The sequence below is a fragment of the Microseira wollei NIES-4236 genome (assembly GCF_020521235.1).
Taxonomy (GTDB): domain Bacteria; phylum Cyanobacteriota; class Cyanobacteriia; order Cyanobacteriales; family Aerosakkonemataceae; genus Microseira; species Microseira wollei.
Window position 1 is genome coordinate 12,540 of sequence record NZ_BLAY01000002.1, and the last position, 24,950, is coordinate 37,489.

Consider the following 24,950-nt stretch of genomic DNA (forward strand, 5'->3'; position numbering starts at 1 on the left):
CTAATTTTGCTATTGTGAACTACCCACACTCACCTATCGGTACAGTGTGGGCTTCTAACATCAACGGGGAATGCAACAGAACAGACTTGCGTCCACCCTTTTGTCTTACTTCCCCGACCTTAGCAGAGACGGCTGTTCCATCCGCCTTTAGCATTCTGATGCCCTCTGCTCTGATATTGGTTGCAGCGTTGCCATCCCTATCGCGATCAGTGCCACAGTTAGGGCAAGTCCATTCCCTAACATCTAATGGCAATTCGTCAATCTGGTAATAGCAACTAGAGCCAAGCTTAGAACTGGGGAACCATCGGTCAACTTCCAATAATAAGCCACCTTTCTTCTCCAGTTTGTAGGCTAGAAAGTTGGTGAAGGTTCCCCATCCTGCATCAGAGATAGCATGAGCTAGATTGTGATTGCGAACCATGCCTTTGACATGTAGACTTTCTACTACGACAACTTGGTTCTCGTTGACGAGCTTTCTGGAAAGCTTATGTAGAAAATCCGACCTTGAGTTGCTAACCCGTTCGTATACTCTAGCTACAACTATTCGGTACTTGGATCTTGAATTACTCCCTTTTTGCTTTCTGGCTAATTTCTGCTGTTTTCGTTTGAGATTTTTCTCATGCTTGGCTAGGTGTTTGGGATTGTCGTATTTAGACACCTTACTGCCATTGCTGACAACAGCAAAATGCTTCAATCCCAAATCAACGCCAACCACATTGCCTTCACTTGCTGCTTGAGGATTATCCCCTACAATTTCATTCAATATGGATGCGTAATACTTACCATAATAGCTTTTGCTAACCGTCACCTTCTTAATTGTTCCCTCAATCGGTCTGTGTATTTTGGCTTTCACCGTGCCTATTTTTCCTGGCAATTTGATCCCCCCTCGGGAACCCCCCTTATTATGGGGGGACGGGGGGATCAAATTGACGTTTTGAGGATATTGAATCGACTGCTTACGATGCTTGGATTTAAACCTTGGAAATCTCCCACGACCCTCAAAGAAGTTTTTGTAAGCAGTCGTCAGATTAAGGGTAACAGCTTGCAAAAGGCTGTAACATTCAGCAAGCCAAGCAGTCTGAGCGTCCTTTTTCAGCTTTGGAAGGAGTGCATTTAGTGCCTTTCGCCCCAATCCCTTACCTGTTTCTTTGTAGCACTCAATCGATTGTGAAAGCGCATAATTCCACCACCATCTAGCGCCACCAAAATGTTGCGCGAGTAGAATTTCTGGCTCTGGTGTTGGATATAAACGAAATTTGACAGCTTTGTGCAGCACTCAATATCACCTCCTTGCGCTTTATCTTAACACCTACTACTGTTAGGGTTAAATACTGCCTGCCAAAATGGCTAATTTTACCGGCACCCTTCCAAATAAAATTAGCAAACGCAGCGAGTGTGGTCTTGGGGGAAACCCCCATCAACATCTCCCGTGGATGTCCATGTATCCCACGCCGGACTTGGGACTTATAGCCTCCAAGAGACGGTAGCACCGCAAGTTAAATGTGTGGCTTATGATACATTATGTTTGCATCTCTTTATCTTTCTTGACGCGATTTTTAACTAACATCGATCGGGCATCGGGTAAGCGCGATTGGTGCAGTCACGATGGGGACGCGATCGCGAAAAAGACCTTAGCAACAAGTTAGCGACTGTGGCATATGTTCGTTGCTGTTTATTGACTTTATGCCAACTGATGGGAAATTGGGATCGGACTGCCTTCGTTTGGGGCTACCAACTCCTTTTAAATCAAATCCGTTGGTGAAGACCTACGCTTCGCGCGTTGCAGATGGCGATATATCTTCATTCTGCGGCAAATCTCGGTAAGATCCCCTATAGCAAGGAAATCTCTTTATAATTCTAGATTGCGTCTTGCAGCACGTTGCGCGTATTATACCAAGCCCAGAAGCCTACTAAACTTACCAAAAGGCTCATACCTATCAGTACAACTTGCAGGCCAAACTGAACTGTGAGGGGTCCGGCGATCGCTAATGGCAAGGTCAAGGCAATATTCACCACATTGTTTTGAAACCCAAACACCTTACCCCGCATCGATTCTGGCGTTTGTCGCTGAATCAGCGTTTGCATCGGCACGCCGACAAATGCAGCACCCACACCCAAGAATACACTGAGGGCTAAACCCAACCATAGGCGATTGGCATAGGTGAAGACACCTAAAACAAACGCCATACTCAAAAAACCGATTAACGGCAAAGGTTTGTGCTGGAAGCTAGCGCCCCAAGTTCCCCCCAACAATGCTGCCCCCAACACCATCCCAACCCCGGCGGCGGCGAGCAGAAACCCAAATTGAGTCCCTTTGAGACCAATTTCTTCTGCCATATTAATCGCCAGCACGGTTAACGCCGCAAACACTGAATACAAAATCGTTAACTGCACCATCGCATTGCTGACCAAACGATCTTTTCTCAAATATCGCAACCCCGCCTTAAAATCGCTCCAAGGGTTGAGTCCCACTTCCGACCCTTGCATTATTTTTTCTCTCAAGGGAATCAGATAAATTACCCAAGCTGACGACAGATATAACGCGCCGACGGCAATTTCCGGCCCAAATGACCCGCCAAAGGTTTTAGCCAAGGTTAACAGGGGTTCCCCAATCGCAAAACCCACAATCAAAGAACCCATCATGGTGGTGGTAAAAAGGGCATTGGCGGACATTAACCCCTGGCGGGAAACGAGTAAAGGAATCGCCGCCTGTTCCGCCGGGGCGAAAAATTGCGTCAAAATCGATTCTAAAAACGCCACGACCAACAAAACGGTAAACTGTTTAGGCAGAAGCGGGATAGCAATTACTAACAACTCCCGCAGCACGTTAGTAATCCACATAATTTGCCGCTTGTCGAAGCGGTCAACAAAAATCCCCGCCGCCGAACCTAATAAAACCGCTGGTAGGGTATTGGCGACCATGATCAGCGAGTTCAGCAGCGCATTGGGCGATTCGGCATTTTTCATCGCCTGAGAGTTAGCCAGCCAAGCGGGGAGTCCTTCTTGATACGCTGGTTGTGCCACCAAGCTAATCAGCAACACCAAAAACACCTTATCCGCTATCTGGGACAAGATCTGTCCACTCCACAGCTTCATGAAGGGTCGATTCTCAAACAAGGCGCGAAACCCACTACCAGAAGCAGCGGCAGGGTCAGTTGGAAACATAGATGACTAAGGGTAAGGCTCGAAAGCGAAGGCTTAACTTCCTTAATTTATATCCAACCTTCGCCTCTAACAGCATAGTTAAAAACTGGGTAGGTGTGGATGCAAAAGCTTCGCTTCCCTTGCTGTCACATATAGCTAGGGGCTAGGGGCTAGGGGCTAGGGGCTAGGGGCTAGGGGCTAGGGGATCTTGGCAATGGGGTTGAAGGGCGTAGAATCTTGGGTGTAAGGAATTAAGAACGTTTATTACAATGGGGTTGCTATACAGAACTTACCCACGACGATCCTAGAAACCCGGTTTCTGGGTAGGGACACGGCATCCGAAATATTATTTACAAGCGAACATTTTGGCATTGCCGTGTCCCTGCAACATCCGAAATATTATTTACAAGCGAACATTTTGGCATTGCCGTGTCCCTGCAACATTCCCAACGATGTTTCTCGCGCCACCCGGAATATGAGCTATCGGATAAACATTTAGGACGCGCTGGTAGTGCAGAGCATATCACAGCGGTAGTCCAAGTTTTAAGAATTACTCTCTCTTGATTAACTTGAGCGCACGATTCATTCTTTAACTAACAGTTTGCTTGACTTATATTATGACGTTGAAAGTGTGATTATAGCAGTTTGTGATATGATGTCCGCCTAATTACCCTTAATAAAAATCTCAGAGATCTCCCTTGTCACCGTGTCAGGAGCGTCATTCCTAACTATGGGTATTTAACCGGACATGATATGACTTGGTGGAATACAGCCCTTGTGGCGCAAGGCAAGTGTAGCGGCAGCAAAAATGGCTGCCGCTACACAAACAGAGCAACGCAAGACAAGGACTATTAACTTATACGAAATAACCTGTATTCTATCAAGTCACAATCCGCTATATATAGCAACCGCTAAGGAAATTATGACGTTCTTAATCGGTGAAACCCAAGATTTCTAGACCCTTCAACCCCATTGCCCCATTGCCCCATTGCCCCATTGCCCAAAGGACAAATTTCTGTAGGGAATGCAACACCGCGCACTTTAAATTACTCCGGAAGTAAACGCTTAATCTCCTCCTGGGTGAAGGGATTCTTACCAGCCTTGAGGGCATCAATCCAGCCTTGCCGTTGTTTTTTCTCCTCATCCGAGCCAGTCGATTTTATAAATGCTTGAAAATCCTCAATCGCCCCGGCGGTATTCCCCGTCATCGCCCTGGCAATACCGCGACTATCCCGAAACTCTCCATTTTTAGGTGCAACCGTCACCGCATTTTCACAAGCTTTCATCACCTCAGCCGCCTGTCCGTGCAGACTACCGTACCGACAGAGGGTATTCCAAGACTCAGAAGGAAGTTTCCAGGTTGGCTTTAAAGTTTGTGCCTCCCTGTAGGCGGCAAGCGCTTCCTTGACCTTACCCTCCTTGACTAGCTTCTCACCATTTTTAACCAGACCACCTGCTGCCCACCATCCAACTTCTGCCTCAGATGGGATAGTGATGCTGGGAGACAATTTCCGGGCTGCTTGAAACTTCGCCATAGCACCCTTGAAATCTCCTCCCTGCCCTATTGCCCGACCTTGATTGACCAGAAACCGGGCATTTTCGCTGGGATTCCAGGCTAATTTTTGACAGGTAGAACGAGCGGATTGAGCGAACTTAATCGTTTCAGATTCTTCGTCAATATTCGTTTCAGGCTCAACTAGAACGGGATGATCGAGTAACCTGTCGCACCCCATTCGCAGCCACCTTTCCCAAGTGCCGCCTTGCCACAACCGCACCGTGCCGTCAGCGCCCCCAGAGACAATCCTCTGCCCATCCGGGCTCAATGCCACAGAAGAGACATCACCCTGATGCCCAAGGAAGGGGGAGCCAATCGCTTTGCCGCTGCTATCCCACAACCGCACCGTACCGTCCTCACCCCCAGAGACAATCCTCTGCCCATCCGCGCTGAATGCCACAGAAGAGACAATACCCTGATGCGCTTTGATGGGGGAGCCAATCGCTTTGCCGCTGCTATCCCACAACCGCACCGTGCCGTCAGCGCCCCCAGAGACAATCCTCTGCCCATCCGGGCTCAATGCCACAGAAAAGACAATACCCTGATGCCCAAGCAAGGGAGAGCCAATCGCTTTGCCGCTGCTATCCCACAACCGCACCGTGCCGTCCTCACCCCCAGAGACAATCCTCTGCCCATCCGGGCTCAATGCCACAGAAGAGACAATACCCTGATGCCCAAGCAAGGGAGAGCCAATCGCTTTGCCGCTGCTATCCCACAACCGCACCGTGCCGTCAGCGCCCCCAGAGACAATCCTCTGCCCATCCGGGCTCAATGCCACAGAAGAGACAATACCCTGATGCGCTTTGATGGGGGAGCCAATCGCTTTGCCGCTGCTATCCCACAACCGCACCGTGCCGTCAGCGCCCCCAGATACAATCCTCTGCCCATCCGGGCTCAATGCCACAGAAATGACAGAACCCTGATGCCCAAGCAAGGGAGAGCCAATCGCTTTGCCGCTGCTATCCCACAACCGCACCGTACCGTCCTCACCCCCAGAGACAATCCTCTGCCCATCCGGGCCCAATGCCACAGAAGAGACAATACCCTGATGCGCTTTGATGGGGGAGCCAATCGCTTTGCCGCTGCTATCCCACAACCGCACCGTGCCGTCAGCGCCCCCAGAGACAATCCTCTGCCCATCCGGGCCCAATGCCACAGAAGAGACAATACCCTGATGCCCTCTCAGGATATTCCGTTCTCTGGCTACATCGATCGCATCCAGCAAACTGGACTGAACCGGGTTGAGCACCTGCCGCAATGAGGATTGGCTTTCACCCGTCGCCTGAATAGCTCGCATTAAGCCCTCTACAGGCGTTACCGATACCAGATTACTGGCGACTGCCGCACTTTCCCCTAGTCTTGCAATTGTCTTCTGCCTTTCAGCATCTCGCCACAGGAAAAAAGCCCCAACAGCAACTGCACTCACTACCCCTAAAGATCCAACTAAAATTCGATTCCTAGTCTTAACAGCTTTAAGTTCTCGCTGTTTACGTTCTAACTCTTTTTGGATGAGGCGATCGCGAACCTTTTGACTCACCTCAATATACTCTTGGGCAATACCATCAAGCAGTCCCAGGTTGCCGTAGTCGTTCAAATACGTCTCAGCTTCTATTAACGTTGCCCCTTGCAGCAGTAAACCCAAATCCTCGGTCTTCCCGTTACGTTCCCAATCTTTCGCCCTAGCTTCAATCTTGCGCTCAATTTCCAATGCCACTTGGTTATCTGCCACCCATTGGCGCAACTCCTGCCAATGACGAATCAAAGCTTCATGGACGATATCCAAAATCACTCCCGGTTTGCCATTCACAGATTGTGATTCATTTGTCGTCACGATTAACTTCGCTTTCACTAACTGCTCAATCGTCCGATCCAACAGTTCCAGAGAATGCCTTTGGTTGACTAAATCCTCCTTGCGTACCCGCCTGCGCCTATCGCTTGTCTCACCTAACTGCGTCAGTTCCAGGAAGATGCGCTTCGCAACCAGCTTTTCTTCGTCCTGAAGCGAGTTATAAACCTGATTGGCGCGTTTGGGCAGCGTTTTCTCGATTCCACCCAGCAGATGATAACACTCCAGGGTCAACCGATTGCGATTTGGGCTTTTTTGCGCTTGTTCCCAAAGTTCTGTCAAGGTGTACTGGAGTAGGGGCAAGCTTCCGGGAGAACCGACTACATCATCAGTCATCTTTGTTACCAAAGCTTGCTCAACTTTTAAGCCAACCAGTTCACCGGGTTTAGCAATCGCCTCTTCTATCTCCTGGCGAGTCATCGGTTTCACCGTCACCAGATGCCGGTCAATTTTGTTAGCTAACTGTGCATATTCAGCACATTTGCCCAGAAAATCTGCCCGCATCCCCAACACTAGGCGGAGTTTGTTGTTCGTTTGTTCCACCGCCTGCAACAAGCAAGCAAAAAACTGCTCTCGTTCTTGCTTGTCTTGGCACATGGTGAAGCATTCTTCAAACTGATCCACCACTAGCACCACCCGTTCAGTTTTCAGGGTGGCAATATACTGCTTGAAATGCTGGGCATCTGTGCCCGTCGCTTTCTTAAAGCTTTGCAGGGGATGTTCGCCCGGGGTAAATGGATCGTAGTATTTCCAGCGATCGCTACCTGATAGTTTTTGTCCCCGCTTGAGTTGATAAAGCAATCCCGCCCGCAAAACCGAAGATTTACCACTTCCCGACGCCCCCAACACGGCGGTAAAATTTTCCCTGCGAACTCGATCGATTAATATATCCGTCAGTTCCGTTCGCCCGTAGAAAAAGACCGCATCCTCTTGCGTAAAATAGTTCAACGATTTGTAAGGACACTTGCCCTTCAGCTTTGAATCGACCTGCCTTTGCGCCCCATGGGTTCTATCCGTAAGGATAATCGCCCCACCGGAATTGTGAAAAACCGGGCGCTGGAGTTCTGCGGACATCTTTTTATTAATGAAATCCGCCAGCTTATTATTACTCACCCAGCCATCAACGTCCGCGTTCGGGTTTAAACCTTGCAACAGTGCCGCCGTCAGAATACCATGTTCGCCTTGCAACTGTTCGCGACTCACCTCAAATCCTCGACACGCAGCAATCAAACATCGGTCAACTGCTTTGCCTTCCTTCCCTGGATTAGCCTCATCCAAAATATTGAGTAATTCTCCACTATGGCAGCAATCGAGCCAAATAATCTGCTGTTGCACCGGACTTTTTTGCAAAAGTTCGCGCAACCACCGCAAAGAAACGCCCCACTTGCCTTTATCGGGATTCACATCACTCGTAGCCAAAAACCCTTCCGTCACTCCCCCCTGTTCTTTACGCAACCCATGACCGGCAAAAAACAGCAACGCGGTATCGGGTTTAATCCTTCCTGGTGGATTGAATAACTGAGCGATCGCCGCTTCCAAATCCGGTACCTGCACCAGATTCTGTGATGGTGGGTTGGGATCTACTCCCCGCTTTCCCTCTGGTGAATACACCTCTGGCAAGCGACGCACTGTGAAATTACCGTATTTTTCTATAATTTGGGCAACTGCTTCCGCATCCGCTGCCGGTTTTTCCAGATGTTGGGGCTTTTTAGTTGTTCCATCCCTCAACAACGGATAACGATTAATCCCTACCACCAGCGCTTCTCTGCGTTCCTTCATTTCTTAGCACCAAATTTGAGAGAGTATCCGGAAAGCTGCGGCTATCACTTGTAACTTTTCCCTCTTCATACTAAAGATATATGACATTTATGTCTGCGGCTGTTAACAAAACCTTACTTGCTCTAGTACTGGCTCTGAAGGATGTACAAGACCTAAGCGAAGATGAAAAAGACGCTTTCAAAGATGCCGCCGATCAACTGCAACTCGACCCCGATAATTGGGAGGACTACGAAGACTATTTGCTAACAGTCGTCCTGGCTAACTCCGACTTGAATCAGCGGTATCAATTCGCTAAATCTCAACTCGATGCCTTGAATGGCGAAATCCCTTCGGATTTACTACCTACCCCAGCCGAACTCGCAGCAGCAATCCCTACAAATCAAATTCCTGTAACGCGAGGTAAGCTGCCAGTCAACGATCGCTATAAAAGCAATGAAATTAACAACTTGGCTATCAACGTTTTTTCAACTGCCAACCCCCCAGAAACGGCTAAAAAACTCAGCATTATTGAGAAAATTCAACAATTCCTTCAGCAGTCTCTCAAAAGCAAATAGAACCTTTCTTCTGTCTTAGCCCCCCCTCGTTCCCAGGCGACCGCCTGGGAACGCTGGGGGGTTGGGGGGATCTGCATTTCCATCTAGCTCAATCTCAACCTCAAACCATAAATGAACGACATCATCTATCCCACCCTTGACCTCTTCCTCTACGACTTAAGAAATGGCTGAGGCGAGAGTCAAGAGGAAATTAATCAAAATCGGGCTGTTTATCCGAAAAAAATTCCCTAATCCCTTCAACAATCTTTATTCCAAAAAGACACCTACTTTGAAGACGAATATGTCCTTTTAACTGAGCCTCACGAATTTGCAAACAATGGCAAACCTTACCATTTACAAGGTTATTACTATCCTGTCCGGATCAATGATGTTTATGGGCTGCTGCTAGACTGCTCAGTCAACAATGAAATCGAAGCTCAACCTGCTGAATGTTTTAAAGACCTAAAAACCGAAATCGAGCAAAGAATCAACAACCAACCAGCAACAATTGGGCAAACCTGGATGATATCTGGCAGGCTACCCCAATCTGATGCCAAAAACCCTGAAGATATCGCCAAAGACTGCTACCAAGCATTAATGCCCGATGCCAATTGGAAACAAGATTTAGAAGGGCAAGGAACGTTTCTAGGGGCAACAATCTTTGAACTCTCGCGCTACCGCTTGGTAATCAAAGAAAGCCCAGAAACTCCGACAAATATTCAAAGCATCCAAGAGAATCAGCACGTTATTATTATTCTTTTTCCTGACAAAGCAAGCGCCGATAAATTAGCTGAGTTTTATGATGACTGGATGCGATTATTTGAATATCGCCACAAAATCCTCTGGGCTTACGGTCAGAGTCGCCTACTCAAACAATCGATTAAAAACTACTTTACTGTCATTGAAGAAGAGAGACAATCTATTAACCCGAATCAGCCCACAGACCGAGAATTGGAAAAATGTCGTCAAACCTTGATGCGAGTACAAAATAGCCTGAATAATTATAGCATAGAACTAAATAGACTCGAATTTCAAAACCGCAGGATTGATATGAATTTAAGTACCTATAAAAAACGCCTGGAACGAATCGAAGAAAAAGCCGGAAACAAACTAGAGTTTTTGGAGAAATTCACCAAGTTAGTTACAGATAAATACCAGAGCCAAATTACCAAAGACTCAGAAAATCTGGAACGGGGGATGAAATTAATAGAGAATACGATTAACGCCGTTCGCAGCCGTGTCGAAGTTGCCAAAGCCGAACGCGATCGCAACTTTCAAGATGCGATCGCCATTCTGGGTGTAGGATGGAGTGTCGCCTCGTTCCTTCCGTCTGCGGATAAGCTTGGTAACAATGCCAACGATCCTGTTAGAGTATTCCTCACCAACGCTCATCTCCCAGAACCCTGGATCAAGCCTGCTGTGCCACGGCTATACAAACTAAGTATCGCACTTTTTGCAGCAACTTTGGCTTGGCTGTTGATTCGCTTATGGCCTGGATTGGTGAGACTAATCCCACTCATACGCAAAAAGGAATAGCGCCATTGTACCTGCTGTCGTGGGATAGCTTCGCGCTCTGCGCGGAGCGCAGATCGCCTTGATTACAGCGGATTGCTTTTCGAGTGAGGGAAAGCCAAAATGCGCCTTTTGTGTAGCGGCACCCTTAAGGGTGCCGCTACACAAAAGGCGGTGTACCTCATGGGGCTGCAATCCGCTGTAATGACCCTTCTTCCCCCCCTAGCCCCTAGCCCCTAGCTATAAATGTGCAATGCTGCGATCGCTCGCCTATCCCCGCTCTAACACCCCAGCCAAAAACTCAGCCGCAGTTGAAAGCTCGCGCTCTCCCTCTCTCTTCACCCACCACCCTCGCACCGTTTGCGGCGCGCGCCACAAGTCCAAATGCCCCACCCCCGGTGAGGCATAAAAACTCTCTTCCCCACTCCCCAGCAACGCCGAACTCCAGTGGGTAAATTCATCGTGACTAACTCGATAAATCGGAAAATCACCAAATAACGGCACTCCCCATCCATCTAAGGCTATAAACGCTTTGACTGACCCTCCCATCCGCCTCCACGCCGCTGCTGCTGCGATCGCTCCCACTACCCCCGCACTGAAGCTGATAAATACCAGGGGGCAGGTAGGCGTGCGATCGCGCAACCTATCGCATACAAACTGCAAGATGTGAAACCCTGAGTACACTGGGTAATCTTTCCCTGGCACAATAAGTATATCTTCGGATTGACAAATTTTACCCAATCCCAATCCTGCCACAAAGCTTTCCGTCAACTCTGGCGGGTGAATGCCAGGACAAATAATTAGCTTCACAATTTTGCTTCTAACGCAAGTTGCTAGTTATAAACTTTGGCGTTGCTAATTGCTAATTGCTAATTGCTAATATAGGATTTTTACTGACATTAGCCATTAGCCTCGTGACCAGGGCAGAGCCTGGGAACGCCATTAGCCGCTCTTCGAGAGATAACTAGCAACTTGAGTTTCTATTACGGCTGCAACAATTATTAACCTATCCCCCCGGTGGGGATGCTAACCTATTAAGCAGAGGGGTGCTTTGGACAATCCCCCAACCCCCCACTCGGATATTTTCACTTTAGGCGAGGAATCCCACGTGGTTGCTACCCCAGAAAAACTGCAACATACCCATCATCACGCAGACTCCCAAGAGAGAGTTGCCGTATTGCTCATGGGTTACGGTGAAGTTGAAAGTTACGAAGACTTCGCCAACTATAACGAGCAGGCACTGCACCTACTCACCGCTAAGTTTGCACCAGTGCCAACCTGGATTTATCCCCCTTTAGCCAGAATTTTGGCAATGTTTGACTTGCACGAGTGGGGACATCAGCACGGCAATTTCATTTCACCGCACAATGCAATTTTTGAACAGCAACGGGCTGGAATTGAAAAGCACCTGCAAGAAAAATGGGGTGAGCGAGTTCAAGTTTTCAAAGCGTTTAACTTCTGCGCCCCCTTCCTCCCCAAACAAGTTTTAGCTGAAATTAAATCCCAAGGATTTGACAAACTGCTGATTTATCCGCTTTTGGTTGTCGATTCTATTTTTACCAGCGGTATCGCCGTCGAGCAAGTCAACAAAGCCCTGGCAAATCTGACTGACGGTGACCAACATTGGGTGAAAGGACAGCGCTACATTCCTTCTTTCTATAACGAACCAGATTACATCGATTTAATGGCTCGTCTCGTAGAAGAAAAAATCGCCGCCGAATTAACCCAAGCTTACCTGCCCTCTCAAATTGGCATCGTGTTGATGAATCACGGTTGTCCCCACAAAGCCAAGGGTTTTACTTCTGGAATTGACGAAAGTCAGGCAATGTATGAGTTGGTACGAGAAAAACTAATTCACCGCTATCCACTCATCTCCATCGGTTGGCTTAATCACGATACTCCCCTAATCGAATGGACGCAACCCAATGTCAACCAAGCTGCTAGCAATCTAATCGAATTGGGTGCAAAAGCAATTCTGTTCATGCCGATTGGTTTTGCTACCGAAAATCACGAAACTTTACTGGATGTCCACCATATTATTCATGCTTTAGAGCGGAAACATTCAGATGTAAACTACGTGCAAATGCCCTGCGTCAACGACCATCCAGATTTCTTAAAGATGGCAGCAGAGTGGGCGAATCCCCAAATTGAAGCGCTGTTAGGAGAAGAATCTCTAGCCGTTAATCCCCATCTGGCAGCACAAGCGCATCATCATCACCACCAATTTGAGATTTGAGATTTGAGATGGCAGATTTGTTTTGATTCAATTTGAAATCTGCCATCTCAAATCTATAAATCTATAGTTATAGCCTGCAAGTTTTCTGATATGTTCAAATCAATTATTTTTAGCTGTTAAAACAGGTGAATATCTAACCAAACCCACCGAGGCGAATTCCCGCACCTAAGATCGCAAACAACACTGCCAGGGTGGTCACGCCCACAATGTGATATGCCAGGGAGTTTAAGGTTTCTTTGGTCAGATGCGGAATGATGAAAAAGCGCGCATGAACTGCCAGTGCCAGAGTACCTAGCAGCAAGCCTAACTTGATGCCGATATAGACAGACAAAAACGAATCGAAGGCCCAAAAATTCTGGAAGCCAGGAAAGTAGATCCAGGTTAGCCACAACCCCGTAATCACCTGGAGCAACAAAGCAGCCAGCCCAAATCCCTCGAACTGTTCTTCAAACTGATGGATGCGATCCGGGTCGCGATGCTTGAGGGCAGGGGGCAAAACGGTGACCGCAAGCACCAGATGTCCACCCGTCCAGACGGTGGCTCCCAGAGTATGTAGAATAACCAGAATTTTGAACAGCATAAGCCTAGATTTTGTCAGGATTTGTTAATTTATCTGGTGGAATTGAGCGATGGGGCTGTCATTCTGTAAAAATGACTACAGAAATTATTTGATTCGCTTTCCTCTAGTTCGGTTAAGGGGAAGTGTTTTCACCAGTTTTAATCGATTTGAGACGGAGAAAGATTATGACCCTTCAAACGATCGATCCAGTTTGTCTACCGACACCCGCGCTAGAGAGTGCGATCGCCCCAACCTGGAACCCAGTTTGCCACATCACCTACACCCGCGATACCTGGGTTAAGCTGTTGCAACGCAAGAGTGAATACGCATTTGACGAAGCCAAGTTGCTCTGTCAAGAGTCACCAGATACCTGGGTTGCCTGGGTGCCGGATTGTGGGCAGGTTGTTCTCCATAAAAGCCATTTCTATAGTTGATTGAGGAAATTGGTTCCCGATGGGATTATCCTGCTCAAGAAGCTACGCGATCGTCTGCCAAATCAACAATGTAGTTTTTATTCCTTGGCTGCTATAGGGAACCGGGCAAGAGTTGCAGGTATCAGATTGGTTGAGTGCTATGAACACCGAGTCAGCTATCGATTGGGATGAAATATTTGAGTATCTACCGGGGACAATTGTAGAACTCAAAGACAAACCGGGAGTTTTGCATCGGATTGATTGCTATGAAGCCATGATGGTGCCTCCGATCTGGTTAGCGAACGATCCGCGTCCGCGCTATCCCCATGAATTGCGGATTGTGTCGCGTCGAGAAGTACAAGTCTGTGAATTAGAGTCCCAACCCGTTTTGGTTTGAGCTTTCTCTGGCGGTTGGATTTACAGCGATTTTCAATTCTTTTGACCACACCGTAGGGGCACGGCGTAGGTAAGATTTCGGTTTGAGTGCAAGACTTTCGATGCCGTGCCCCTACTAGCTACGCCAATTCAAACTCCTTCAACGCTGGCAAAAAATTACGGTTTTCGTGGTTAGAGCGACTGAGTTTGATCAGTGCAAAACGCTGGAGTGGAGTGAGAGATGCCCACTGCTCTGAATTTAAGCTAATGCCGAAACTGTTACTTTGAGCCTGGACGCTGGCAGGAACCACCTCAGAATTATGCCATTCGGGGGTAGGGTCGATCGGGAGGTCACTGGGGCGATCGCTCCCATGTTCTGCTACCAGTTGATGCACCATTTCCCGATAGGTTTGCACCTCAGTTTCCGTTTCGCAGGGGAGTTCTACCAACTGCTGTCGCTCTACCTTTGAAAAACGGTTCCAGTCTGGCAGTTTGAGTTTAACGCCACAGGTATCCAGTTTGTAGCGCACCTGCATGGGAATGCAACGGAGGCTTTCAACGAAATCGGCTTCAAATTGAAAAAAAGTCATGGCACTGTATTAGGCGGTTGTATTTAGTGGTGGACGGGGGTGGGTAAGCGCAGAAACGTGCGCCCCAGCACCCAGGCACAAAGTAACGCAAACAGACTCAGTAGGATGAATCCTGGAGCATAGCTGTGGGTGAGTTCCTGAAACATACCTAACTCCAGGGGCGGGAAGAACCCTCCCAATCCACCGGCTGCTCCTACTAAACCTGTGACGGTACCAACTTGTTGAGGGAAATACTGGGGTACTAATTTAAACACTCCGCCGTTGCCCAAACCGCAGAGAATAGCGAAACCTAATGCGCCAATGGTGAAGGGGATGATGGACGGGAATGCCATCAGCCAGCCGATCGCAAACATCCCCAAAAAGACGTACAGGAGCAGGGTTTGTCCGCCAATGCGATCGCTCAGCCAACCGCCGACGGGACGACAGAGGGTTGCCAAAATCACAAAAAAAGCAGTGCGGGCACCAGCATCAGCAGGAGGTAATGCAAAGACTTCTTTGAGCAGCGTCGGTAAATAGATACTCAACGCCACAAATCCACCAAAAGTAAGCGCGTAGAATAGACTGAGCGCCCAAGTCAGTTTTTCGGTTTGCAGTACGCTCAAACATTCCCGAAACGTTTTCGGTCTGACCTTGACTGGGGGATTCTGGGCAGTCAGGGCAAAGACAATCCCCCAAACCAGAGAAGCAATACCAAACAGGAGAAATGTAGCAGGAATCCCGATCCAACTAGCAAGAACTGGTCCGCCAAAGACGGCGATGGATTGTCCGATATTTCCCGCCCCATAAATTCCAGTAGCCATACCTTGACGTTTTGGGGGATACCAGCGCGAGACAAAAGCGACCCCAATCGCGAAAGAACTGCCTAAGATTCCCAGGAAAAACCCCCAGAACAGCAAGCTGTTATAGGAACGATCGATCGCTAACGCCACCGTTGGAACGATCCCAAAGCCTAACAGCAGGCTGAACACCCATCTTGCTCCAAAGCGATCGGTCAAGATCCCCGCCGGAATTCGTCCCACCGCACCCAGCAAGACGGGAATTGCGATCGCCAAACTCGCTTGACCAACAGACAGTCCTAGTTCTTTTTTCAGCAACGGTGCTAGACCTGCGATTAGCCCCCAGTTGGCGAAGGCGATCGCGAAGGCTGTAGTTGCCAGAAATAGGCTCTTTGGGGCTGTTGGGTGTACATTTTCAAATTGGTTAGAACTGGTCATGGCAAAAATGCTCCTTAAGAATGCTCTGCCATCCTGCTAGGCGTTCGCGTAGCGTCTCCGTAGGAGAATCGCTGATTCCACACCACCACTTGTGGGGGTCGCCAAACATATTGCAAAGGCACAGATAGGAAGTGAACCAGGCGGGTAAAGGGGAGGAGTCCAATTAAGCAGAATGCCCCCACAATGTGGACTTTCACCATGACTGGGAGCGTAGCCACCAAGGAAAGATCGGGATTGAGGAGAAACAGCGATCGCAAATAAGGCACTGCTGAGGTGGCATACCAGGACGAACCCCAGCGATAAAAGATCGCCGTCCACACCCCCGCAACTACTTGTACCAGCAAGGCTAAAAGCAAGACCAAATCCATTGGTGAAGTCACGACTCGAATGCGAGCTTGGGAAATGCGGCGGAAAATCAGGACAAGAATGCCCCAAAGGCTGAGAAAGCCCATCGCCAGCCCGGTCGATTCCAGAACGTATAATCGCCAGGGAACCCCATTCCAAGCTAGGAGCGATCGCGGCATCAGAAAACCGATCAGATGGGCGGCGAGAATGACGAGAATGCCGTAGTGCCAAGAAACCGAACCCCAAAACAGTTGTTTGCTCTCTAGAAACTGAGAGGACAGACTCGAGTAGGAAAAGCGATTGTTGAAATAGCGCAGACAGGTAACGATGATGGCAACAGCGATCGCCATGTAGGGAAAGATCGCGAACAATAAAGTATTGATGGTCATAAAAAATCCTCGCAATCAGGAAAAATCTAGCTTTAGAAACCGGGTTTCTTAGCTAAATCTCGGCAATCAGACAGAGATTATCGTAGAAACCCAGTTTCTTTGACGGCTGCTTTGCAAAAAACTCAACAGCGATCGCACCACCGTTGCATAAGGGCTATCTGTTTTGAAACCTTCATTCATTTTTTCCAGAGCAGGAACTAAACAATCCTCAATTAATTCCCTGCCGAGAACCGCATCGGGTTCTAAAGTACTGAGAAATTCCAGCATCACCGACAAATGATCGGCGAGTTCATTTGGGGGGGCGATAAACCCATGTTCCTGATATTTTTGTTGCAATTTGACGAGGAAATCAGCTCGATTAAAGTTTTCGCCAAATAAGTGAAATCCGGGATAAGGAAAACAAACGGGATTCACATCAAAAGTGCTGGTGTAAATCTCCTCTAAGTGAGCTATAGATGTGCTGTTTGCCAAGGTTTGGAACTGGTTAATTAACTCTGCCGCTTCGGGATAATCCGTCGTCAATTGGCGATGACATTCGCTAATTTCTGCGGGTAATTCAGGCGATGGATAGGTGAAAATTGCAGAGAAGAGCCGATAAATTTGTTGAATTTGTGTCTTCATTTTTGATTCTTTATCAACTAAATAAACATGCAGAGTGTAGAAACCGAGTTTCTTTTAGCTTCTGGCTTACTGGTTGCCTTGTCCGGAGAATTAGTATTATTGAACCGCAAAGACGCGAAGGACACGAAGGAAGAAAGAGGAAGAAGTCAGAAGAAGTCAGAAGAAGTCAGAAGAAGCAATAAAATTACAGAAACCCGGTTTCTGGGTCGGTTTTTGCCCCGCGCTACCACTAAAGTCCTCGCTCTGGAGGAGTGCGGAAGCCGATTCCCGCCGAGCCTTTGTGCATAGCTGGGTCTTCCATCAGGGCGATCGCATATTCCCGGTGCATCGGCGGAATTACAAACCGATCTTGCATCGTGGGTAGAGAAGTCAGGCGGTAGATGGCTTCACATTGTTCTGGAGTGACGACCGCTTCGTTCAGTGCCGCTTTTACCTCTGGATGATCGAGGTGGTGCATCTCCTCAGCACGTTTGTATAACCGAACTGCCATCAATTTGCGATAGGTTTGTTCAATCAGGTTGATATTGCCTGCCGAGAACAGTTTCGCCATGTATTGCATGGGAATTCGGGCGCGTTCGAGAGAGCTAAAGAAATCCTCACTGTTAATGTCATAAGTGCCATTTTCCACCTTGCCTGCGATCGGTAGCAGCGGCGGAACGTAGAACAACATTGGCAGGGTACGAAATTCTGGATGCAGGGGTAAAGCTAACTCCCATTCTTTGACGAACTTATAAACAGGAGACTTTTGCGCCGCTTCAATCACTGATGCATGAACTCCGCAGCGTTGCGCCTGGGAAATTACTTCTGGATCGAAGGGGTTGAGAATCAGTTCTCGTTGTTTAGCCACCAGTTCCGATTCATCGACGGAGGCAATTTCGTGGATGCGATCGCCATCGTATAGCACCACCCCTAAATAGCGAATGCGACCGACGCAGGAATGGAAACAAGCAGGCGCTTGCCCCGTTTCCAGACGTGGGTAGCACAAAATACACTTTTCCGACTTACCCGTTTTCCAGTTGTAGTAAACCTTCTTGTAGGGGCAAGCAGAAACACAATAACGCCAACCGCGACAGACATTTTGGTTAACCAACACAATGCCATCTTCACCCCGTTTGTAGAGTGCGCCAGATGGGCAGGATGCTACACAACTGGGATTGGCGCAATGGTTGCAAATTCGAGGTAAATAGAAGAAAACCAGCCGCTCAATTTCAAATAAGGTTTCCCGTTCCTCTGGACTGAGTGGATCCAGGTTGGGGTCGTTGGCGGCATAGATGGGGGAACCACCCAAGTCATCATCCCAGTTTGGTCCTGCCTGAATATCAATGTCCTCTCCCGTAATCAGCGAAACCGGACGCGCCGTCGGTTGATCGTCGCCTGCGGGAGCATCAATCAAATCGCCGTATTTGTAAGTCCACGGTTCGTAGTAATCGTCAATACTAGGCAGATAGGGTTGATGAAAAATATTAGCGAGTCCTTTAACTTTGTTGGTTGCTCGCAACTCAATATCATCCCCTTCTTTTTTCCATCCCCCTTTGTATTGTTCCTGGTCTTCCCATTGGGTGGGATAACCCGTTCCCGGTTTGGTTTCTACGTTATTCCACCACATATATTCCGTACCCTGGCGATCGGTCCAGACGTTTTTACAGGCAATGCTGCAAGTATGACAACCGATACATTTATCCAGGTGGAACATCATCGATACTTGAGCGCGAATATCCATTGTGTTTCTCCTCTCAATTTCTAACAAGCAACCTTCGTTTGATCCCCCTAAATCCCCCTTCAAAAGGGGAAATTTGAGCTTCTTTCTCCCCCCTTTTTTAGGGAACTTTGAGCTTCTTTCTCCCCCCTTTTTAAGGGGGGCTGGGGGGGATCTGGTTTGCGATCTACTGAGGTTCTAAAACTTGGGTTCGCCTTTGAGCTTCCGTACCGCCACAAAGGTGTCGCGGTTTACTCCCGTTGGTCCCCAGTAGTTAAAGCCATAGGTGAATTGTCCGTAACCCCCCATCATCAACACGGGTTTAAGGCGAATTCGCGTCAGGCTGTTGTGTCCCCCAGCGCGACGGTTGCCCCGTTCAGGTGACTTGGGTATGGACATGGTGCGCTCCATCGCGTGGTAGATGATGCCAATTCCTTGGGGAATGCGGGCGCTCACCACCGCTCGCGTGACGACCACGCCGTGATCGTTGAACACTTCCACCCAGTCGTTGTCTACAATGCCGATGGTTTCAGCGTCTTTATCGTTAATCCAGAAGGGTTCAATCCCGCGCGAAAGGGTGAGCATCCGGTGGTTTTCGGAATACATCGAGTGGATGTGCCATTTCCCGTGAGGAGTGAGATAGTTCAAGACGATCGTTTTGTCTGTAGGCTGATAACCATTACCCGCAACCAAATCCTCTGCTAAGTGAACGTCAGGTTTTGGTTTGTAGGTGGGCAGGTTTTCCTCAAAGGCGATGTATCCCTCATGGTCGAGGTAGAAATGCTGCCGCCCCGTGAGGGTGCGCCACGGCACTAGACGTTCCACATTGAGGCAATAGGCAGAATAGGGGCGACCATTGGTCATAATGCCTGTCCAGATGGGACTGTTCAGCAGTCGTCGGGGTTGTTGTACCAGGTCGCTGAATTGATAGCGCACACCTCGCGTTGGCTCAGCTAAATCGGTGAGGGGCAACCCCACTTTTTTCGACTCCGCCTCGAAGGCGCGGTAAGCCACTTCCCCATTGGTTTCGGGGGCGAGGTGGAGAATTACATTTGCCGCTTCTACCGCATCCTTAACGGAAGGATATTGCTGCCCATTCCACTGGGTTGCTGGCTGAGTAGAAGCCAATTCATCGTACAGATCGTCGATCGCCCAGTTAATCCCGTGAACGCCCAAGCCGTCTTTTCTGGCTAAGGGGCCAAAGGAAATAAAGCGATTGTACAAATTGACGTAATCCCGCTCGACTACGACAAAGTTGGGCATGGTCTTACCGGGAATGGGTTCGCATTCTCCTTTCGCCCAGTCTTTGATAGAAGGTTGAGCAATTTCCGCTGGGGTGTCGTGTTGTAGGGGTACTGCGACAAGATCCGAGATTGGTTGGGGCAGGTGAACTTTTGCCAGTTCGCTGACTTGTTGAGCTAGAGCTTTAAAGATATCCCAGTCACTCTTCGACTCCCAGCAGGGCGAAATGGCTGCTGTGAGCGGGTGAATGTAGGAGTGCATATCGGTGCTGTTGAGGTCGTTCTTTTCGTACCAGGTAGCGGTGGGGAGAACAACATCGGAGTAAAGCGCCGAAGTATCCATGCGGAAGTTGATATTCACCACCAGATCGAGCTTGCCCTGGGGTGCTTGTGGGTGCCAGACTGCTTCTTGGCTGGGATTGGTGGGCAGTTCGTCAGCGATCGCATTCGTATGAGTTCCCAGATAATGCTTCAAAAAATACTCGTGTCCCTTCGCCGAGGACATCAGCGCATTACCGCGCCAAATGTACCAAACGCGAGGCCAATTTTCCGGCGCATCTGGGTCTTCCACCGAGAATTTCAACTCCCCAGTTTGCAGTTGCTGGACAATCCACTGGCGAATCTCGGCATCGGTATTTGCGCCTGCGGCTTTGGCTGCTTGCACCAATTCCAGGGAGTTGCGGTTGAATTGGGGATAGAAAGGCAACCATCCCATGCGTACCGCTTTTACCTGCCAATCCATTGTGTGGCTTGGGTCGGAACCTAATTGAGCTTCGATCAGGTTGCGATCGTAGCGCCACTGATCGGTGTGAACGTAGTGGAAGGACGGCGCATTTTGTAACCGAGGCGGTTTCACCCAATCAAGGGCGAAGGCTAAGGCACTCCAAGAAGCCATTGGAGCTAGTTTTTCTTGACCCACATAGTGGTTCAGTCCACCACCGTTGCGTCCCACACAACCGCACAACATCAACCCCACCATCGCGGCGCGGTACATCAAGTTATTGTGATACCAGTGGTTGATGCCTGCGCCGATGATGATGCAGCACTTGCCTTCGGTGCGTTCTGCGGTGGTTGACCACTCCCGCGCAAACTGCACCACCGTCTTGCGGTCAATCCCCGTAAATTTTTCTTGCCATGCTGGGGTGTAGGGCGCACTTTCATCGTCGTAACCTTGGGGATAGTCTCCTGATAACCCACGGCTGACCCCAAACTGCGCCATCAGCAGGTCATAGATAGTGGTGACAACAACCCGTCCCGACGGGGTTTCCAAGTATTTAACGGGGACTTCCCGGTGGCAAACCTTCCCTGCCGCAAAATCGGTGAATTGAACGGGCAAATTAATATCATGATTTGCCAAAAAAGTCAATAGTGGCTCAATCTCTGCCCCATCCAGTCCGTCTTTCATTTCCAGATTCCACTGTCCCTTTTGGGTTTGCCAACGGAACCCGATCGTGCCTTGGGGCATCCGAGGACGGTTAGCGATTTGGTCAAAGACCAAGTATTTCCACTCACCGTGTTCGACGTTTTGGTATTCGGCAAGTTGATCGGCAGCAATCATGCGTCCGGCGCGGTATGCGCCATCCTGCTCGTTCAGCACCACCAGGAACGGCGCATCGCTGTAGCGTTTCAGGTAGTTGATGAAGTAGTCGGTGGGGCGATCGCAGTGGAATTCCTTGAGAATGACGTGGTTAACCGCCATCCAGAAGGCACCATCTTGACCCGCGTTAACGGGAATCCACCAGTCGCCGTACTTGGCAACTTGGCTGAAATCCGGCGAGAATACCACAAACTTAGCTCCCGCGTGCCTCGCTTCAGCGATAAAGTGAACATCCGGCGTGCGGGTCATGTTCAGGTTAGACCCCATCGAGACAATGAAGCGAGACTTGTACCAGTCTGCTGCTTCCGCCACATCGGTTTGTTCGCCCCACACTTCTGGGGAGGCGTTGGGGAGGTCGCTGTACCAATCGTAGAAGCTTAAATTCACGCCTCCCATTAATTGCAAGAAGCGGGAACCGCCAGCATAACTGAGCATGGACATGGCGGGAATGGGAGAAAAGCCAACCACGCGATCGGGTCCGTGCTGCTTGATGGTGTGAACCGTAGATGCTGCCGTAATTTCCAGCACTTCATTCCAACTGGCGCGGCGCATTCCCCCTTTGCCTCTAGCTTGTTGGTACTGACGACGCTTGGTTTCATCCTGCACGATCGATTCCCAAGCGGCGACTGGATCTGTGTGTTGGCGTTTTGCCTCGCGCCACAAGTCCATCAACACGCCGCGCATATAGGGATACTTGACCCGAATTGGGCTGTAGATGTACCACGAGTAGCTGACTCCCCGCTGACATCCTCTGGGTTCGCAGGAGGGGATACCCGGTTCTAGATCGGGATAGTCGGTTTGCTGCATCTCCCAGGTGACGATGCCATCTTTGACATAGATTGCCCAGGAACAGCCACCCGTGCAGTTAACGCCGTGGCTACTGCGAACTACTTTGTCATGTTGCCAGCGATTGCGGTAAAACTCTTCCCACTGGCGCAGATCGGGGTTGATGATGTCTTTAATCGGAAGTTGCCCCCTGCGGGGCAACTTTGGTTGGCTGAAACCCTTGTCCTGCTTTGTTTATAGCCATTTTGCCTCAAAAATGTGTAGTCATGTAATTTAAGCTTTTCTTAAGCTTTGTCGATTCAACCACGATATATGATTTTATTGAGCCAAAATTGGCTAAAACCAGCGCCACATAAGGGTTTCCACAAAATGTAGTCATGTAACAGATTTTCCCAAATGCTGGAAAGTCATATTGGGTAATGGTTTCAGCCGGAAGTTACCCCGCGACGCGGGGTAACTTCCGACTAGATTTTCCGGCTGTGCGATTGCGCGCGAGACTGCGATCGCGGGAAAATTCAGCAAGCCCTATCTACACGCTAATCACATACATCACGAATGTGATGCTATAGTTATTGGCGTAGCCAGACTGATTAGGGTCATAACGATTGTGACTATTGCTGCAGATAGCGTTAAGGATTGCCTTTATCCAGATATTCGTCCATCTGCTCGAAGGAAGCAGATTTTTGGTTGAGCGTCTCCTTATGTATAACTGTGCTTTTTCTACATCAGCAATAATCTAGAAGAGGTTAATCTATGTCTAAAACCCCCTGGCATCGTCTGATCCTGCCTTTGTCGCTGCTTAAGTTAAATCAGTTTCGCACAACCATGCGGCAAAAGAACTTGCACGATACATCGCAATTGCCGGACAAAGAGGCATCGCCTAAACCTTTGCCAGATCCTGAAGGACGGCATCTCACTACCCGTACATTTGATGGTAGCTTTAACGACCTTGAGCATCCAGAGATGGGGATGATTGGGACTCGTTTCGGGCGCAATGTGCCGCTGAAGGATGCCTACCCAGATGAAAAGAATTTAATGAATCCGAACCCGCGTACAGTCAGTCAGGTACTGATGACGCGAGATGAGTTTATCCCTGCAACGACGCTGAATATTCTGGCGGCCGCATGGATCCAGTTCCAGAACCATGATTGGTTTGTCCACAAAACTAATCCCAACAAGAAGTTTGAGATTCCTCTAGAGGACAGTGATCCCTGGCCCCAGGAACACCGCCCCATGACTGTGTCCCAAACCGATGCAGATCCCTCTCGTCCTGAAGGAGATCAATCTGCACCACCGACCTATATCAGTGATTCGACGCACTGGTGGGATGGCTCACAAATCTATGGACATGATAGCAGTGCTGCTTACAAGCTCCGTTCCCATGTGGACGGCAAACTGACCATTGGCGATGATGGATTGCTGCCTTTAGACCCGGAAAAAGGCGTTGATCTAACAGGTGCCAATGATAATTATTGGGTTGGATTGAGTCTATTGCATACCCTGTTTGTGCGGGAGCATAACACGCTCTGCGATGAACTGAAGAGACAGTACACTGATTGGAGTGATGACCAGCTCTACGATCATGCGAGGTTAATCAATGCGGCCTTGATGGCGAAGATTCACACGGTTGAATGGACACCAGGTATCCTTGCTCATCCTGCCCTGCAAATTGCGATGAATGCCAACTGGTATGGGATGCTGGGACAGCACGTAAAGCGGCTATTTGGTCGGATTGGGGAGGGTGAGATTTTAAGCGGAATTATTGGGTCGCAAACGGATCACCACACGGCTCCCTACTATCTCACCGAAGAATTCGTATCGGTTTATCGATTACACCCGCTGATTCCCGATGAGTTTGAGTTCTGCGAACTTAAAAGCGGCAAACTGCTGATGAAGAAGGATTTCTTTGAAGCATCCGGCAAGCGGACTCGGTCAGTTGTAGAAGCAATTCCAATGACAGATTTGTTTTACTCCTTAGGAATTGCTCATCCTGGCGCAATTACTCTGCACAATTATCCGCGTTTCTTGCAGCAGTTGGTACGAGATAACGGAGATGTATTTGACCTCGCGGCAGTCGATATTATACGTGATCGCGAACGCGGAGTTCCCCGCTATAACAGGTTCCGTGAATTGATTGGTCGGGGTCGGGTTAACTCCTTTGAGGAGATTACCAGAAACCCGCAATGGGTGAAGGAGATGCGTGAGGTCTATAACAACAACATTGACAGCGTTGATTTAATGGTGGGTATGTTCGCAGAAGATTTGCCAGAGGGATTTGGCTTCAGCGATACTGCCTTTCGAGTATTCATTTTGATGGCATCACGACGCTTGAAGAGCGATCGCTTCTTCACAAAGGACTATAGAGCGGAAGTTTATACCCAGTTTGGATTGGATTGGATTGATAACAATACCATGTTGACCGTTTTGCGTCGCCATTTCCCTGAACTGTCCCTTGCTCATACTAATCTGAACAATGCTTTCGCTCCTTGGAGACGCTTGTTTAACTAACCAGATAAGTT

At 49.0% G+C, this 24,950-nt stretch carries 18 protein-coding genes; 7 read left to right on the forward strand and 11 right to left on the reverse strand.

Features of this window, described 5'->3' with window-relative positions; translation table 11 throughout:
- Positions 1-19: 19 nt before the first annotated feature.
- Positions 20-1,276, reverse strand: a complete 1,257-nt coding sequence (locus MiSe_RS01085; RefSeq protein ID WP_226572983.1) for an RNA-guided endonuclease InsQ/TnpB family protein — start codon at positions 1,274-1,276, stop codon at positions 20-22.
- A 581-nt stretch (positions 1,277-1,857) separates the two neighbouring features.
- Entirely contained in the window at positions 1,858-3,165 is a 1,308-nt protein-coding gene (locus MiSe_RS01090; protein WP_226572990.1) for an MFS transporter, read from the reverse strand.
- A gap of 355 nt (positions 3,166-3,520) precedes the next feature.
- Here MiSe_RS01090 and MiSe_RS50730 point away from each other — a divergent pair, with 355 nt between their 5' ends.
- Positions 3,521-3,643, forward strand: coding sequence for a hypothetical protein (locus MiSe_RS50730; RefSeq protein ID WP_264196270.1), 123 nt, complete (start codon positions 3,521-3,523; stop codon positions 3,641-3,643).
- Positions 3,644-4,190: 547 nt separating this feature from the next.
- Here MiSe_RS50730 and MiSe_RS01095 read toward each other — a convergent pair.
- Complete coding sequence (locus tag MiSe_RS01095) at positions 4,191-8,324, reverse strand: nSTAND1 domain-containing NTPase (protein WP_226572993.1); 4,134 nt, start codon at positions 8,322-8,324, stop codon at positions 4,191-4,193.
- A gap of 80 nt (positions 8,325-8,404) precedes the next feature.
- Between MiSe_RS01095 and MiSe_RS01100 the strand changes: the two genes are divergently transcribed.
- Positions 8,405-8,878, forward strand: coding sequence for a hypothetical protein (locus MiSe_RS01100; protein ID WP_226572996.1), 474 nt, complete (start codon positions 8,405-8,407; stop codon positions 8,876-8,878).
- 501 nt (positions 8,879-9,379) lie between these two features.
- Entirely contained in the window at positions 9,380-10,393 is a 1,014-nt protein-coding gene (locus MiSe_RS01105; RefSeq protein WP_226572997.1) for a hypothetical protein, read from the forward strand.
- Between the two features lie 246 nt (positions 10,394-10,639).
- Here the strand turns inward: MiSe_RS01105 and MiSe_RS01110 are convergent, their stop codons facing one another.
- Entirely contained in the window at positions 10,640-11,179 is a 540-nt protein-coding gene (locus MiSe_RS01110) for a hypothetical protein (protein ID WP_226573000.1), read from the reverse strand.
- 298 nt (positions 11,180-11,477) lie between these two features.
- Here MiSe_RS01110 and MiSe_RS01115 point away from each other — a divergent pair, with 298 nt between their 5' ends.
- A complete protein-coding gene (locus tag MiSe_RS01115; RefSeq protein WP_226573430.1) occupies positions 11,478-12,605 on the forward strand; it encodes a ferrochelatase in 1,128 nt (375 codons plus the stop codon).
- 133 nt (positions 12,606-12,738) lie between these two features.
- Here the strand turns inward: MiSe_RS01115 and MiSe_RS01120 are convergent, their stop codons facing one another.
- A complete protein-coding gene (locus tag MiSe_RS01120) occupies positions 12,739-13,185 on the reverse strand; it encodes a CopD family protein (protein WP_226573003.1) in 447 nt (148 codons plus the stop codon).
- Between the two features lie 164 nt (positions 13,186-13,349).
- Between MiSe_RS01120 and MiSe_RS01125 the strand changes: the two genes are divergently transcribed.
- Positions 13,350-13,598, forward strand: a complete 249-nt coding sequence (locus tag MiSe_RS01125; protein ID WP_226573006.1) for a hypothetical protein — start codon at positions 13,350-13,352, stop codon at positions 13,596-13,598.
- 139 nt (positions 13,599-13,737) lie between these two features.
- Positions 13,738-13,974 carry a hypothetical protein gene (locus tag MiSe_RS01130; RefSeq protein ID WP_226573018.1) on the forward strand — a complete coding sequence of 79 codons (237 nt, stop codon included), beginning with the start codon at positions 13,738-13,740 and terminating at the stop codon, positions 13,972-13,974.
- Between the two features lie 118 nt (positions 13,975-14,092).
- Here MiSe_RS01130 and MiSe_RS01135 read toward each other — a convergent pair whose 3' ends face one another.
- The 6 genes from MiSe_RS01135 to MiSe_RS01160 all read right to left on the reverse strand — a co-directional run bounded on the left by MiSe_RS01135 (position 14,093) and on the right by MiSe_RS01160 (position 22,632).
- Positions 14,093-14,542, reverse strand: a complete 450-nt coding sequence (locus MiSe_RS01135) for a nitrate reductase associated protein (RefSeq protein WP_226573029.1) — start codon at positions 14,540-14,542, stop codon at positions 14,093-14,095.
- Positions 14,543-14,565: 23 nt separating this feature from the next.
- Positions 14,566-15,756, reverse strand: coding sequence for an MFS transporter (locus tag MiSe_RS01140; RefSeq protein WP_226573032.1), 1,191 nt, complete (start codon positions 15,754-15,756; stop codon positions 14,566-14,568).
- Between the two features lie 14 nt (positions 15,757-15,770).
- A complete protein-coding gene (gene narI, locus MiSe_RS01145) occupies positions 15,771-16,490 on the reverse strand; it encodes a respiratory nitrate reductase subunit gamma (protein WP_226573041.1) in 720 nt (239 codons plus the stop codon).
- Between the two features lie 66 nt (positions 16,491-16,556).
- Positions 16,557-17,111 (reverse strand): nitrate reductase molybdenum cofactor assembly chaperone, encoded by a 555-nt coding sequence (gene narJ / locus MiSe_RS01150; protein ID WP_226573044.1) that lies wholly within the window; start codon positions 17,109-17,111, stop codon positions 16,557-16,559.
- A 229-nt stretch (positions 17,112-17,340) separates the two neighbouring features.
- Positions 17,341-18,831 carry a nitrate reductase subunit beta gene (narH, locus tag MiSe_RS01155; protein WP_226573046.1) on the reverse strand — a complete coding sequence of 497 codons (1,491 nt, stop codon included), beginning with the start codon at positions 18,829-18,831 and terminating at the stop codon, positions 17,341-17,343.
- Positions 18,832-19,005: 174 nt separating this feature from the next.
- Positions 19,006-22,632, reverse strand: coding sequence for a nitrate reductase subunit alpha (locus MiSe_RS01160; protein WP_226573048.1), 3,627 nt, complete (start codon positions 22,630-22,632; stop codon positions 19,006-19,008).
- A gap of 552 nt (positions 22,633-23,184) precedes the next feature.
- Here MiSe_RS01160 and MiSe_RS01165 point away from each other — a divergent pair.
- Positions 23,185-24,939, forward strand: coding sequence for a peroxidase family protein (locus tag MiSe_RS01165; protein ID WP_226573051.1), 1,755 nt, complete (start codon positions 23,185-23,187; stop codon positions 24,937-24,939).
- Positions 24,940-24,950 lie beyond the last annotated feature (11 nt).